Here is a 12,724-nt window from a genome sequence, read left to right as displayed (position 1 = left end):
ACGCCGCCCCGGGATCTCGGCCTTAAACCTCTGTAACGGCTGTTAAACTTCGGTAATGGACGCCTCGAACGCCTCGCTCGCCAGGGTCCGCAGGTGGTCGCGGACGTCCGTCGGCCAGTCGGCGATCCGCGCCGCGAACCCGGCCGCGTCGCCGGCGAACAGCGCCCGGCTCATGGCCTCGAAGCCCGGCCGGTCGCCGGCCATGGCCGAGGCGAAACGGTAGGCGGCGTCGCGGGCGCTGCGGCGGCGGTCGGGCCCTTCGCTCTCGCGACGGGCGGCCTCGACCAGCTTGCGCAGGGCGACCGACGCGCCGCCCGGCTGGGCGGCCAGCCACTCCCAGTGGCGCGGCAGCAGGGTCACCTCGCGAGCCGTGACGCCCAGCTTGGGCCGTCCGCGGCCGCGCGGCGCGGGCTCGCCCACCCCCAACCGCAGCGCAATGTCCCAGGGTCCGCCCCGCAGGTCGAAATCCACCTGGCGTCCCTCGGGGTCGAAGATCAGCAGCGAGGCGTCCGGCGCCTGGGCCAGGCGAGCCTGGGCGGCCACCGCCACCTCCAGCTTCGGACCGGCCGCGAGCCGCCGCTCGCCCTCGAACAGCACATAGGACGTCATCGGGCCGCTCACCGCCGCAATTCCTCGGCGTGCAGGGTCGCGCGCCAGTGCTCGCGGCGCTCGACCAGCAGCGAGGCCCGGCCCAGCCGCTCCAGCCCCTGGTCGTCGAGGACTTCGAGCACCTCGAAACCGAAGGCCGCCTCGCCGTGGGCGTTCCAGGCCTGCTGCAGGGTCGGGCTGGTGTGGCCGCCCATGCGCAGGGCGAACCAGACGCCGTTCTGGCGGGTCGACAGGTCGGGCGTGCCGCCGATCCAGACCTCGCCGGTCGCCGCGCAGCGGACGGCGTAGATCCCCGCCTGGACCCTGCGGTCCTTGTAGTCGCGCACCAGGGCGCGCCGGTTGTTCGTCTTTTCCATGAGCGGCTTTTTACCCGGGTATTTTATGAAGTCAATATTATCCGGGTATATTAATCCGCTAATGCCCCACCTTCGCCCGCTGGCTCGCGGGACCCAAAGACGCTAGAGACCCCGCTCCCATTCCGGAGGCCGATATGGTCCGCAATCTCAAGGGCAGGCTGATCGCTCCAGCCGTCGACCCGATCGCCCAGGCCGATATCGCCTGGTTCGAGGCGCACGAGGGCCGGGCTTTCCGCCTGCGCGATCCCGCGCCGCTTGAGTTCAAGAATCCGCTGGGCGATCCCGGCGACGGCTTTTCATGGCGCGTCCTCGTGGCCAGGCTGGCCGACGGCGGCCGACTGAAGCTGCCCGTGTCATTGGCCTGGGACCTGCACAACGACCACGCCAAGGACACGCACCTGAAGATGATCTTCGACCAGGTCGCGCCGGAGAAGGCCAAGGCCCTGCTGAGGTAGGCCTTAGCCCCGCCGCAGCCAGGCCGCCACGGCCCAGGCGTGGGCGTCGTGCCTCAGGGCGACGACCGCGTCGCGCGGGTCCAGCCATACCAGCGTATGGTCGTCCTCAACCTTCAGCTCGGACCGCTGGCCAGTGACGCGGACGACATAGATGCCGCCGTTGTTGCAGACCGGCTGGCCGTTCGACTTCAGGAAGGGCTGGCTGACCTCGATCACCCGCCGCCCCACCTCCACGACCAGGCCGGTCTCCTCGCCGAACTCGCGCACCACGGCGGCGTGCTCGTCCTCGTCGCCATCGACCGCCCCGCCCGGCAGGTCGAAATAGGGCGCCCGGCCCGGCTTGCGCACCTCGACCAGGGCGATGGTCCCGTCAGCCCCCTCGGCGATGCCGAAGGCGGCCCAGCGGTGCTTGTACTCCAGGCCCGGCTCGGGCGCGTCGAACGCCTGCATGGGATCAGTCCTTGCCGTAAAGGTCGTTCCACGGATCGGCCTTGCCGCTGGTCACGTCGTCGACCGTGATCTCGGGACGATAGCCGATCTTGCCCGTGGCGCTGGCCTTCCAGGCGTCGACGACCATGTCGCGCAGCTGGGTCGCCCCGGCCGCCAGGCGCTCGTCGACGAAGGCCTTGGCGCGCGGGTCGGTCGCGACCAGTCCGCCCTCCTTCTCCAGCTTGTACAGCGGCTCGACGAAGCCGACGGTCGTGCTCAGATAGGTCACGGTCCGCGCCTCGATCGTGCAGCCGCAGTCCTTGTAGGCCGGCACCAGCGCCTTGACGTCGGCGTCGACCGCCACGGCCTTGACCAGAGGCCCCTCGAAATTGCCGTGGGTGGCCTTGCTCTGGGTGTAGCCATTCGGATTGGGGTAATCGCCCCAGCCGTTGTAGTGCACGCTCAGATGCAGCGGCTGGCTGGCGTCGCCGACATAGTGGGCCCAGACGCCCAGGTCGCGGACCAGCAGGTCCTCGCGCCGCTTCAGGTCGGCGACGTAATAGGCTTTCCGGGTGGCGTCTTTCTCGGTGGCGGAGACCGACTGCAGGATGCGCCAGTAGGTGAAGTCCTTCACCAGCTGTTGGTAGCCGTCGATGATCGAATACGGCAGGTAGCCGGCGTTCCAGCTGTCGTGGCCGACCGCGGTCAGGGCCTTTTCGTAGTCGGCGCGGGTGGACGGCAGGGTTTCCAGCGTGAACTTAGGCCCGCCGTACATCCGCCCCTCGTCGTCGATGTCGAGGAAGTGGGCGGCGTCGCGGTCGGTGTCGTGGACCTTGCCCGAGCCCTTCCAGCGGTCCGGCTCGCGGGCGTATTCGCCGATCGCGGCGGCCGCCTCGGGCGTGCGCAGGAAGGCCGGCAGGTCGCTGGGGAGGCTCTCGGCGGCGACCACGCCGACCATACGGTGGCCCCAGGCGCCCCAGGCCAGGGCCGAGCTGGCGGGGGCGGCCATGGCGGCGATCATCGCGACGCTGGCGAAAAGGCGGACGGACGACTTCATGCGCACTCCAACGAACGGACGACCGGGCGACCGCCGCGACTCACCCTGCCCCGCGGACCGGCCCAAGACGCGTGCACCGCCGAAAAGCCGCGGACGCCTCCGGTTTATGCCACCCCGACGCCGACCGCCAGAGCGCGGCGTTTCCGCTCCAAGCGTCAGCGTGCAATCCCTTGCCCGTTCCCGGTTAACGCTCATCAGGGAACCAAAAGTGCGTTCGAACGATGGCGCCGCGCGCCGCCGCTAAGGGTGCGGCGCGGCATCAGGTCGCCTCCTGGTGGGTTGTCACGCGGCTGTGATCTTAGTAATCAGGCCGCCGACCGACACTCTACGCCGATAAGAGGAACCCCTCGATGCGACGCACGTTTGCGGGATTTCTGGCCATCGCGGCCATGTCCATCGCCCTCCCCGCCCTGGCCGCCGACTCGGACTCCAAGCCCGATCCGCTGGGCGATCTGATCACCGGCGCGCTGACGGGCACGATGCCGGGGTCGGTCGAATACAAGATGAAGGCCACGCTCTACCACGCCGGCGCCAAGGGCATCCGCGCCCTCGACAGCCTGGGCTGCAAGGTGGTGGCCATGCGCACCCTGGCGGTCGACAAGACCGTGATCCCGCGCCGCACCGTGGTGTTCATCAAGGAGACCGTCGGCCTGCCGATGCCCAACGGCGAAAAGCACGACGGCTACTGGTACGCTTCCGACATCGGCGGGGCGATCAAGGGCAACAAGCTGGACCTGTTCAGCGGCCAGGGCGCGTCCTCGATGAAGCCCCTGATGGGCCTGAACCTCTCGACCCTCTCGGTGACCAAGGTCGGCGAGTTCAAGGGCTGCCCGCCGGAATAGCCGGCGTCGCCCGGAGGCGAAGCCTTCCGGGATCTCCTAGATGAAGACGTCGCTGGACGGCGAAGGCCGGCCTGCGGGCGGCATCCGCGATCCCACCGCGCCGGCCGGCGACGGCGCGGGCGAAGCCGGCTTCAGCATCTTGCCGACCCGCTCGACTAGGTCCGCGCCGCTGAACGGCTTGAGCATGCAGGCCCGGACGCCGAGAGCAGCGCCGCGCTTGACCTCGTCGACGCCCAGTCGCTTACCCACCAGCAGGATCTGGCCGCACGGGCGCGAGACGTCGCGTTGCAGCGCCGCCATCACCTCGAAGGCGGTCATTTCGGTGATCGCCAGGTCCAGCACCATGAGGGCCGGGCGCATGTTGTGCGCCATTTCCAGCGCGGCCGGGCCGCTGCGGGCCGCCAACGCGTGATAGCCGGCCAGGTCCAGGCGGATCTGCAGCATTTCCAGGACTGCCCGGTCGCTGTCGGCGACCAGGATCCGCGTGCCGGGTTGAACCATGTTCATGGGCGTCCCCGCAGTTTGTGTCGGCGGCGCGTCATCAGAAGAGATCCAGGTCGCCGGCGTCGTCGCCGTCGTTGATGCCCGCTTCGTCGCCGCCGAACGACGAGGTCATCCTATCGGCCAGGGCGCCGAGGGTCACGCTCTGCAAGGCGGCGCCCACCTCGATCTGCTCGGGCGCGGCCACGGTCTGGCTGAGGCTTCGAGCGAAGGTCGACAGGCCCGTCAGGTGCTGGCTGAGCAGGTCCACGGCCTGAATGCCTTCGATCAGCTGCTCGCGATGCTCGGGCGCTACGGTCCCCAGCAGCTTGCCGATCAACGTGTCCAGGAAGATGCAGCGGGCGCCGGCCAGCTCCAGCTCCCACGACAGGACGTCGAACGTCGCCGCGACGTCCGACCGAAGCTCACTCGCGACCATCGACAAGATCTTTTCTCCCGAACCCAGGCCGAAGCTACGAGGCGAGGCCTAACGGCGATTTAACCTTGGGGATGTGTCGGGCCTGGTTCCCTGCGTCGAAACCGCGCGCCCAGGCGCTGGAAAGTCCGGCCTGGCAAAGGTTACAGGGTCCAGCTGCACCTCGGCCGGCAGGTCCGTCGTGCGGCCGTCGCGCAGGAAGTCGTAAACCTTGGCCGCCACCTCGGGTCGGCCGCGCAACAGGGCGAACGGGTCGTTATGCTGGGCGCGATGCAGGACGATCGTCCGGCTGTTGGGGAAATAGGGCAACATGGCCAGGGTGTTCTCGATCGGCGTCGAGGTGTCCCAGTCGCCCTGGACGAAAAGCACCGGAGTCGGGTCCTGGACCGGCCGGCGGAAGGCGTCGCCGGCGTCCGGCGTCGCCCACTCGCCCTTGGTCGCCAGATAGGCGGCGAAGTTCCAGTTTCCCAGCATCGGCAGGGCCGGATCGCTCCACAGCAGGCTCTTGCGCTCGGCGGTCATGTCCAGGCCGATATTGATCAGCGGATTGATCAGCGACCGCTTCTCGGACGCGCGCCAGCCGATGGCGTCCCTAGCCCACGCCTCGTAGTGGCCGTGATAGGCCGACACCACGAAGCGCGGGAAGGCGGCGGCGTCGGCCGAATAGGTGATCAGGGCCAGCTGATAATCCTCTAGGCCCAGCACGATCCGGCGTGCTTGGCCGCCCTCGTCCTCGACCGTCACGGTGACCGGTCCGCCCGCGAACCGGTCGCGCACGGCCCGCATCGCCGCGATCAGCCCGCCCGGCGGCAGATAGGGCTCCAGGCCGGGATCGGCGTCGGCCTCGACGGCGATGCGCTGGAAGGCCGCGAACACCTGCGAGGGCATGTCGTAGCCGTAATCCAGCGGCTCGGCCGACGAGATCACCGCCCGCGCCACGCGGCCCGGATGGCGCTTCAGGACCGCGAAGGCCCATTGCGAGCCGAAGCTGGCCGCCACCAGGCTGACCTTGTCGTAGCCCAGGGCCTGGCGCAGGTCGTCGACGTCGTCGGCGATCTGGGTGATCGAATAGCCGGAAAGGTCCGCTTGCGGATAGGCCGCCTGGGCCCGGCGGGCCAGGTCGCGGGTGACCTCGATATCCTGGGCCGTGGTCGACGGCCGGTCCAGCGGCAGGGCCGGGCTGTCGATCTCCATCAGGTCGCCGCGCAGGGTATAGCCCCGCTGCTCAATGACGATCAGGTCGGCGACCTGGGCGTAGGCCTGCCACGCCTTGACCCGCCGCCTGGCGGCTTCGTCGTGGTCGAGCACGATGTCCAGCATGGTGACGCCGGGACCTCCCGCCAGCAGCACGATCGGTGGGGCGTCCGTGGCGCGGGCGGCCCGGACGCGCGCGAACCCGACGCCGATCAGCCGGCTGCCCGGCTTGGCGCGGTTCTCGGGTACGTACAGCGTGCCGATCTCGTAGGCCATGGTCGAGCCGTCGAGGGCGGTAGCGACGCCGGGCTCGGTGGCGACCTGCCCGGCGCACGGAGCGGCTCGGCGGTCGCGGGTAGGGTCGAAGCGGCGATCAAGGCCGCGAACATGCACGCCAGCACCGCCCTCATCGCCCGCCCCTCTCAACCGAACGTAGAAGGCAGGCTCAGACAGCGACGTCCTGGCGTCAAGAGCCGCCGAGGCTTTAGATCCCCTCGCCCACGTTCGGCGCGGCGCCGGGGGCCCGGGCGACGTGGATGCCGCATTCGGTCTTGTCCTGGCCGGCCCAGCGGCCAGCGCGGACGTCGGCGTTGGGGTCCTCCACCGGCTTGGTGCACGGCCAGCAACCGACCGAAGGGAAGCCCTGGGCGACCAGCGGATGGGCCGGCAGGTCGTGCTCGGCGACATAGGCCTCCAACTCGGCCTTGCCCCAGTTGGCCAGGGGGTTGAACTTGATCTTGCCGTCAGCCTCCTCGACCACCCGCAGCCGCAGGCGGTCGCCGCCGTGGAACCGCTTGCGGCCCGTGGTCCAGGCGGCGAACTCGCCCAGGGCGCGGTCCAGCGGCAGCACCTTGCGGATGTGGCAGCAGGCGTCGGTGTCGGTGCGCCACAGGTCCGACTTGGGATCGGTGACCGCCAGGTCGGTATAGGCCGGGCGCAGGTCGCGCACGTCGGTCAGGCCCAGCTTGGCGGCCAGTTGCCGGCGGTAGTCCAGGGTCTGGCCGAACAGCATGCCGGTGTCGAGGAACAGCACGGGAATGGCTGTCGACACCTGGCTGGCCAGGTGCAGAAGCACCGCTGATTCCGCGCCGAACGAGCTGACCAGGGCCAACTGGTCGCCGAACGTCTCGTAGGCCTTGCGCAGGATGGTCAGCGGGTGGGCGTCGCGCAGCTCGGCGTCCAGCCGCGCCGCCAGGTCAGCGGCCCCGCTTTCCGGGACGAGAGGCTGCGTCGCGACGGTCGGCTTCACCTCGGTCACGGTCTGGTCGTAGGCCATCAGCTGGCCCTTTCCTCGAACGCCACCTGACGGTTGTCGGCGGCGCGTTGATAGACATGGCGATAGCGGTGGGCGGCCTTGGTCCAGACCTCGGGCGTCGCGCCGTCGGCGGGTTCGAAGGCGTCGAAGCCGCAGCGGACCATGAAGCCGGCCTGTTCCTGCAGCACGTCGCCGACCGCCCGCACCTCGCCGGTGAAGCCCAGGCGCTCGCGCAACAGGCGGGCCGAGGTATAGGCGCGGCCGTCCCGGTATTTCGGGAAGGCCAGGGCCACCACCGACAGGCGCGGCAGGTCATAGGCCAGAGCTTCGACCTCCTGGTCCGCCTCGACCCGCACGCCGACGCGCCGGCTGTTGGACAGCAGGATCTCACCCTCGGCCTGGAAACGGGCCAGGGACAGGATCACGTCGCCTTCGGGCAGGGCGTCGTCGTCGCCGACATGGGTGAAGACGTCGTCGGCCCACTGCGCCGTGTCGCCGGTCAGCTTAATCAGCTTGGGCATAGACCGCCTCCTTGAAGGGCTCGAGGCCGACGCGGCGATAGGTGTCGAGGAAGCGCTCGTCGCCGGCGCGGATGTTCAGATAGGCGTCGACTAGGGCGTCGATGGCCGGGGCCACCTTGTCGGCCGACAGGCCCGGGCCCAGGATCCGGCCGATGCTGGCGTCCTCCGCCCCCGAGCCGCCGAGCGAGAGCTGGTAGAATTCCTCGCCCTTCTTGTCGACGCCCAGGATGCCGATGTGGGCCACGTGGTGGTGGCCGCAGGCGTTGATGCAGCCGCTGATCTTGATCTTCAGCTCGCCCACCTTCTCGGCGCGATCCGGATCGGCGAACTTGCGAGCGATGTCCTGGGCGATCGGGATGGCGCGGGCGTTGGCCAGGGCGCAGTAGTCCAGGCCCGGGCAGGCGATGATGTCGCTGGCCAGGTCGATGTTGGCGGTGGCCAGGCCCGCGGCCTCCAGCGCCGCGTGCACGGTCGGCAGGTCGTCCAGCTTGACGTGCGGCAGGACCAGGTTCTGGGCGTGGGTCACGCGCAGGTCGTCCAGGCTGTAGCGCTCGGCCAGGTCGGCGACGACCTCCAACTGCTCGGCCGTGGCGTCGCCCGGCGTCTGGCCGATGGCCTTCAGAGACACCTCGACGATCGCATAGCCGCTCTGCTTGTGCGGCTTGACGTTGTTGCGCACGAAGCGCTGCAGGGCCGGGCTGGCGGCGCGGGCGGCCTTGAAGGCTTCGGACACGGCCGGCAGGGTCTCGAAGCGAGTCTGGGCGAAGGCGGCGCGGACGCGGGCCAGTTCGCTGGCCGGCAGGTTGGCGCGCGCGGCGTCGATCTTGCCCCACTCCTCCTCGACCTGACGGGCGAACTCCTCGGCACCCAGGGCGGCGACCAGGATCTTGATCCGGGCCTTGTAGATGTTGTCGCGGCGGCCATGGCGGTTGTAGACGCGCAGGATCGCCTCGACATAGCTGAGCAGGTGCTCGGCGGGCAGGTACGAGCGGATGGTCGGGCCGACATAGGGCGTGCGCCCCTGGCCGCCGCCGACGATCACCTCGAAGCCGATCTGGCCGTCACGGCCCTTGCGCAGGATCAGGCCGATGTCGTGCACCTTGACCGCCGCGCGGTCGGTCAGGGCGCCGGTGATGGCGATCTTGAATTTGCGCGGCAGGAAGCTGAACTCGGGATGCAGGGTCGACCACTGGCGCAGGACTTCCGACCACACCCGCGGGTCGTCGATCTCCTCGGCCGTGGCGCCGGCATAGGGGTCGGCGGTGACGTTGCGGATGCAGTTGCCGCTGGTCTGGATGGCGTGCAGGTCCACCTCGGCCAGGGCGTCCAGGATGTCGGGCGCGTCCTTCAGCTTGATCCAGTTGAACTGGATGTTCTGGCGGGTGGTGAAGTGGCCGTAGCCCTTGTCGTAGGTGCGGGCGATCCAGGCCAGGCGGCGAGCCTGGCGGGCGTTCAGCGAGCCGTACGGGATGGCGATCCGCAGCATGTAGGCGTGCAGCTGCAGGTACAGGCCGTTCATCAGCCGCAGCGGCTTGAACTGATCCTCGGTCAGCTCGCCGGCCAGGCGGCGCGCCACCTGATGCCGGAACTCGTTGGAGCGGTCGGTCAGGAACTCGCGGTCGATGGGATCGTACAGGTACATGAGGCTTACTTCCTGCGGATCAGGTCGACGCGACCGGTGGAGCGGGCCGCGCCCGCGGCGTGGCGCAGAGCCTCGATCACCTCGCCGCCGACGGCCTGCTTGCCGTGGGTGGGTTCGTTGGTGGGCCCCAGGGCCCGGATGCGTTCGCGATAGCTGATCGGGGCCAGGCCGCCGTCCACCGGGGCCAGGTCGATCGGATAGACGTCGACCACCACCGTCGGCTGGGCCTTGCCGTTGGCCACCACGGCCTCGACCTCGGCGTCCTGGCCCTCGCCGAACAGCTGGGCGTCGCCGAAGCCCTCGACCCAGGCGCCGGCCTTCCAGAACACGACCTCGCCGTCGATCAGGCGATTGGCGGTGATGGCTTTCATTGACCGGGGCTCACGCGTTGGACTTTCGGAGAGGCGACCTCGTCGTTCGACAAGCTCAGGATGAGGTCTACTGCAGCGCCCGAGACAACCTCATCCTGAGCTTGTCGAAGGACGATGTTGTTCGGCACGACGTCGGCCATCGCCATGGCCTCGCCGACCATCAGCAGCGCCGGGCCCTTGAGGCCCTCGGCGGCGAGCGCCAGGCCGGCCAGGGTGGTCAGGAGACGGCGCTCATCGGCGCGGCTGGCGTTCTCGACGATCAGGGCCGGGGTCGAGCCGGCCCGGCCAGCCGCCGTCAGGCGCTCGGCGATCAGGCCGGCGGTCGAGACGCCCATATAGACGACGACGGTCTGGTTCGGCCGCGCCAGGGCGGTCCAGTCCAGATCCGGCTCACCATGAGCGGCGTGGCCGGTGACGAAGGTCACGGCTTGGGCGGCGCCACGGTGGGTCAAGGGCGCGCCGGCTCCGGCCGAGGCGGCCAGGGCGGCGGTCACGCCGGGAACGACGGTGCAGTCGACGCCGGCCTCGCGGCAGGCGGCCAGCTCCTCGCCGCCGCGGCCGAACAGGAACGGATCGCCGCCCTTCAGCCGCACCACGGTCAGGCCGTCCAGGGCCAGGGCGACCAGCAGTTTGTTGATGTCGTCCTGCGGCAGGGTGTGGCGCGACTTGCGCTTGGCGACGTTGATCCGCCGCGCCGCCACCGGCGCCAGGTCGAGGATCTCGTCGGACACCAGGCCGTCGTGGACCACCACCTCGGCGGCCTGCAGGGCCTTCAGCGCCTTGATCGTCAGCAGCTCCGGATCGCCGGGCCCCGCGCCAACCAGGGTCACCCGGCCCGGCGCGCGCGCGTCCGTCCCGCCGCCGAGAGCGACGAGACCGGCCTTCGACCGGGAAGCGGATCGGACCGTTGGCCGAGCCATCAGATTCAGGTCCTCTATAAGCCAGCCACCATTGGCGATGCGCCGGACCGGCGCGTTCGCCAAACCGGTGCGCTTCAAAGCATTGCGGGGCGAACCCTAGGGTCCGCCCCGCTCGCGTTCGCCAAGGAAAAGGGCCATCTCCATCAGCGAACGCTTGCAAATTGGTCGCGACCGGGCCAATTCGCAAACAAGGTCTTCTGCCGGGGCGTTCAGTAAAACTCATGGAAAGACAGTCCGAACGACGTCGCCTCCCGCCCTTGAACGCCCTGCGCGCGTTCGAGGCCGCCGCGCGTCACCTGAACTTCAGCCGCGCCGCCGACGAGCTGTCGGTGACGCCGGGCGCGGTCAGCCAGCAGATCCAGAACCTGGAGGACTATGTCGGCGCGGCCCTGTTCAAGCGCACGCCCAAGGGCCTGCTGCTGACCGACGCGGCCCAGACCGCCCTGCCCGCCCTGCGCGAGGCCTTCGACCGGCTGGCCGAGGCCGCCAGCCTGCTGACCGCCGCGGTCGACGGCCGCCGCCTGACCCTGACCGCCGCTCCCTCGTTCGCCGCCAAGTGGCTGGTGCCGCGCCTGGGCAAGTTCGAGCAGGCCCAGCCCCAGGTCGACGTCTGGCTGTCGGCCGGCATGGAGGTCGTCGACTTCGCGGCCGGCGAGGTCGACCTGGCCATCCGCTACGGCTCGGGCCGCTATCCGGGCCTGGAGGTGATCCGCCTGCTGAGCGAGACGGTGATCCCGGTCGCCAGCCCTGAACTTCTGGCGTCCAACCCGTTGGAAACGCCCGAGGACCTGTCGCGCCACATCCTGCTGCACGACGGCTCGCCCGACGCCGACGACAGCTGCCCGGACTGGGCCATGTGGCTGGCCGCGCGGGGCATCAAGAGCGTCGACGGGGCGCGTGGCCCGCGCTTCAACCAGTCCAGCCTGGTGATCGAGGCCGCCGCCAACGGCCGCGGCGTCGCCCTGGCCAAGCAGACCCTGGCCCAGGCCGATCTCGACGCCGGCCGGCTGGTGATCCCGTTCGAAGCCGCCACGGCGGTCGATTTCGCCTATTACGTCGTCCACCCCAAGGCCAAGGGCCGCCTGCCGCAGGTCAAGGCCTTCGTGGCCTGGCTCAGGGACGAGGCCGCCGCCCATGAAGCGGCCCTGCTGACCATGGACAACGGCGCGGGCATCTAGGCGGCCGCCACGGTCAGGTTTGGTATGGTCCCCGCCGCTCAAAACGGCTTAAAGGGGCGCATGATCAAGACGACTCTCAACGTCGACGAGCGCCTCGCCCCCGCCGACTGCCAGACGATGCTCGACGTCCGCCAGGGGGTCGACGCCCTGGATCGGGCCCTGGTGGCGCTGCTGGCCGAGCGCCAGGGCTACATGGACGCCGCCGCCCGCATCAAGGCCGACCGCAACAAGGTGTTCGACCGCGCCCGGATCGAGGACGTGGTCGACAAGGTCAAGATCGCCGCCCGCGAGTCGGGCCTGTCGGAAGCCATCGCCGAGCCGGTTTGGCGTACGCTGATCGACCGCTGCATCGCCTATGAGTACGACAGCTGGGATCGGACGAAGGGTTAGGCCTCAGTCGGCTTTCAGCCGCCTGATGGAGCGCCGGAGGTTTTCGCGCGCCCTGGCCTCGAACCTGGCCTTGCCCCAGTCCGAGAAGTACAGCGCGTCCCGCTCCAGGAAGCGCTCGAGAATCGCCGCGCGTCCGGCCCGAAAAACGGTTTCCGGGACCTCCCGATACTCGTGCCGGACGCCAGCTTCGTAAGCGTCGAACGCCTCAGGCGCGGCGCCGAGAATCGACAGGTCCATGTCGAGAAACCGCGCCATGTCGCCGACCTCGCCGGGCGGAAGATCCTCGGGAACGGCGTGGTGCTGCGTCGCCTCGATCAAGCGCACCGCCCGCTCCAGAGTGGCCGCCGGCACGACGCTGTCCAGCATGCGTCGGGCGAGTTCGGCGCTGCGGGTCTCGTAGATCGCGTCGTGCAGCAGGATCGCGCATCGCACCGCCAGCGGATCATCAAGCTCGGTCTCGATCTCCGCCAGCTGGCCCAGCAACGCCAAGGGGTGGCTCCAGTCATGGTAGCCGCGGTCCTCCCCCTCGTGGAGGGCACGGATGTCCGCCAGAACCGCGTCCGAAAGCATCGCGCCCTTCCTCACAATG

Annotated in this window: 17 protein-coding genes; 4 read left to right on the top strand and 13 right to left on the bottom strand. The window is 69.6% G+C overall.

Annotation, left to right across the window (positions count from 1 at the left end; all coding sequences use genetic code 11):
- Positions 1-42 precede the first annotated feature (42 nt).
- On the bottom strand, positions 43-609 hold the full coding sequence (locus G3M57_RS07485; protein WP_163233679.1) for a DUF2239 family protein: 567 nt from the start codon (positions 607-609) through the stop codon (positions 43-45).
- A gap of 8 nt (positions 610-617) precedes the next feature.
- The gene (locus G3M57_RS07480) at positions 618-965 is read right to left on the bottom strand and encodes a GIY-YIG nuclease family protein (RefSeq protein ID WP_056761735.1); all 348 of its coding nucleotides are present in this window, start codon (positions 963-965) and stop codon (positions 618-620) included.
- Between the two features lie 134 nt (positions 966-1,099).
- Here G3M57_RS07480 and G3M57_RS07475 point away from each other — a divergent pair, with 134 nt between their 5' ends.
- Positions 1,100-1,420 (top strand): hypothetical protein, encoded by a 321-nt coding sequence (locus G3M57_RS07475; protein ID WP_163229741.1) that lies wholly within the window; start codon positions 1,100-1,102, stop codon positions 1,418-1,420.
- 3 nt (positions 1,421-1,423) lie between these two features.
- Here G3M57_RS07475 and G3M57_RS07470 read toward each other — a convergent pair whose 3' ends face one another.
- Together G3M57_RS07470 and G3M57_RS07465 are read right to left on the bottom strand one after the other, a co-directional pair.
- Entirely contained in the window at positions 1,424-1,870 is a 447-nt protein-coding gene (locus G3M57_RS07470) for an NUDIX domain-containing protein (RefSeq protein ID WP_056761739.1), read from the bottom strand.
- 4 nt (positions 1,871-1,874) lie between these two features.
- Positions 1,875-2,906, bottom strand: coding sequence for a phospholipase C/P1 nuclease family protein (locus tag G3M57_RS07465; RefSeq protein WP_373287728.1), 1,032 nt, complete (start codon positions 2,904-2,906; stop codon positions 1,875-1,877).
- A 350-nt stretch (positions 2,907-3,256) separates the two neighbouring features.
- Between G3M57_RS07465 and G3M57_RS07460 the strand changes: the two genes are divergently transcribed.
- Positions 3,257-3,748 carry a 3D domain-containing protein gene (locus G3M57_RS07460; RefSeq protein WP_132090682.1) on the top strand — a complete coding sequence of 164 codons (492 nt, stop codon included), beginning with the start codon at positions 3,257-3,259 and terminating at the stop codon, positions 3,746-3,748.
- A gap of 36 nt (positions 3,749-3,784) precedes the next feature.
- On the opposite strand, the gene G3M57_RS07455 is transcribed toward G3M57_RS07460, so the two are convergent.
- The 8 genes from G3M57_RS07455 to cobA form a co-directional block, all read right to left on the bottom strand.
- On the bottom strand, positions 3,785-4,255 hold the full coding sequence (locus G3M57_RS07455) for a response regulator transcription factor (protein WP_163229737.1): 471 nt from the start codon (positions 4,253-4,255) through the stop codon (positions 3,785-3,787).
- Positions 4,256-4,289: 34 nt separating this feature from the next.
- Complete coding sequence (locus G3M57_RS07450) at positions 4,290-4,667, bottom strand: hypothetical protein (RefSeq protein WP_056761751.1); 378 nt, start codon at positions 4,665-4,667, stop codon at positions 4,290-4,292.
- 48 nt (positions 4,668-4,715) lie between these two features.
- On the bottom strand, positions 4,716-6,251 hold the full coding sequence (locus G3M57_RS07445) for an alpha/beta hydrolase (protein WP_163229735.1): 1,536 nt from the start codon (positions 6,249-6,251) through the stop codon (positions 4,716-4,718).
- A gap of 91 nt (positions 6,252-6,342) precedes the next feature.
- Entirely contained in the window at positions 6,343-7,134 is a 792-nt protein-coding gene (locus tag G3M57_RS07440; RefSeq protein WP_230983912.1) for a phosphoadenylyl-sulfate reductase, read from the bottom strand.
- Positions 7,134-7,634 (bottom strand): DUF934 domain-containing protein, encoded by a 501-nt coding sequence (locus G3M57_RS07435; RefSeq protein WP_056761759.1) that lies wholly within the window; start codon positions 7,632-7,634, stop codon positions 7,134-7,136. The genes G3M57_RS07440 and G3M57_RS07435 overlap by 1 nt, the downstream gene beginning before the upstream one ends.
- Positions 7,618-9,276 (bottom strand): nitrite/sulfite reductase, encoded by a 1,659-nt coding sequence (locus G3M57_RS07430; protein ID WP_163229733.1) that lies wholly within the window; start codon positions 9,274-9,276, stop codon positions 7,618-7,620. Before G3M57_RS07430 ends, G3M57_RS07435 begins: the two co-directional genes overlap by 17 nt.
- 5 nt (positions 9,277-9,281) lie before the next feature.
- Positions 9,282-9,647: a DUF2849 domain-containing protein gene (locus G3M57_RS07425; RefSeq protein WP_057184028.1), complete on the bottom strand. Its 366-nt coding sequence runs from the start codon at positions 9,645-9,647 to the stop codon at positions 9,282-9,284.
- Entirely contained in the window at positions 9,644-10,567 is a 924-nt protein-coding gene (cobA, locus tag G3M57_RS07420) for a uroporphyrinogen-III C-methyltransferase (protein ID WP_163229731.1), read from the bottom strand. The genes G3M57_RS07425 and cobA overlap by 4 nt, the downstream gene beginning before the upstream one ends.
- Positions 10,568-10,788: 221 nt before the next feature.
- Here cobA and gcvA point away from each other — a divergent pair, with 221 nt between their 5' ends.
- Both gcvA and G3M57_RS07410 read left to right on the top strand, forming a co-directional pair.
- The gene (gene gcvA / locus G3M57_RS07415) at positions 10,789-11,745 is read left to right on the top strand and encodes a transcriptional regulator GcvA (protein WP_056761768.1); all 957 of its coding nucleotides are present in this window, start codon (positions 10,789-10,791) and stop codon (positions 11,743-11,745) included.
- Between the two features lie 60 nt (positions 11,746-11,805).
- Positions 11,806-12,135 carry a chorismate mutase gene (locus G3M57_RS07410; RefSeq protein ID WP_162251701.1) on the top strand — a complete coding sequence of 110 codons (330 nt, stop codon included), beginning with the start codon at positions 11,806-11,808 and terminating at the stop codon, positions 12,133-12,135.
- A gap of 3 nt (positions 12,136-12,138) precedes the next feature.
- Here G3M57_RS07410 and G3M57_RS07405 read toward each other — a convergent pair whose 3' ends face one another.
- Positions 12,139-12,705 (bottom strand): HD domain-containing protein, encoded by a 567-nt coding sequence (locus tag G3M57_RS07405; protein ID WP_163229729.1) that lies wholly within the window; start codon positions 12,703-12,705, stop codon positions 12,139-12,141.
- Positions 12,706-12,724: the final 19 nt, after the last annotated feature.

It is taken from the genome of Caulobacter rhizosphaerae (assembly GCF_010977555.1).
Lineage (GTDB): Bacteria > Pseudomonadota > Alphaproteobacteria > Caulobacterales > Caulobacteraceae > Caulobacter > Caulobacter rhizosphaerae.
Note: the sequence above shows the minus strand (reverse complement) of the source record. Positions and strands in the feature narration are given on the sequence as shown.